This is a genomic window from Photorhabdus sp. RM71S, from assembly GCF_042879355.1.
Lineage (GTDB): Bacteria > Pseudomonadota > Gammaproteobacteria > Enterobacterales > Enterobacteriaceae > Photorhabdus > Photorhabdus kayaii.
The window spans coordinates 1-494 of record NZ_JBHFKV010000194.1 but is presented as its reverse complement, the minus strand read 5'-3'; the positions used below and the strand labels follow the sequence as shown (position 1 = coordinate 494).

General features: G+C 43.7%; 1 protein-coding gene. It reads left to right on the top strand.

Annotated elements, in window-relative coordinates:
- Nucleotides 1-494: IS630 family transposase (locus tag ACGF5R_RS24470; protein WP_387693240.1), on the top strand; the 494-nt coding region annotated here is incomplete at both ends.

Here is a 494-nt window from a genome sequence, read left to right as displayed (position 1 = left end):
TCTATCCGCTCTTGTCTTTCTTATTGCAGCACTCGCCTCAAGATTTTAGCTATCTTCGCTCACGCTGGAGCCTGGAGCTCATCACTCAGACTATCAATCAATTGCTCAAGTTATCTCTCACACAAAGTACGTTATATCGCTACTGCCAACAGGTCGGTATTGTCTGGCGCAGGGCCGCCCCCACCCTAAAACGACCTGATCCTGAATATCATGAAAAAATAGCAAAAATCACAGAAGCCCTGACCCATATCTCAGCACAACATCCGGTGTTTTATGAAGATGAGGTCGATATTAATTTGAATCCGAAAATCGGGGCGGACTGGTGTTTTAAAGGGCAGCAAAAACGCGTTGTCACGCCAGGAAAAAATGAAAAACATTATCTTGCCGGCTGCCTCAATGCCCAAACAGGGAAAGTGACTTATGTTAAAGGGACAAAGAAGGACTCTAATTTATTTATCAAGATGTTAGATGAGCTTAATACCCACTATCCTGAT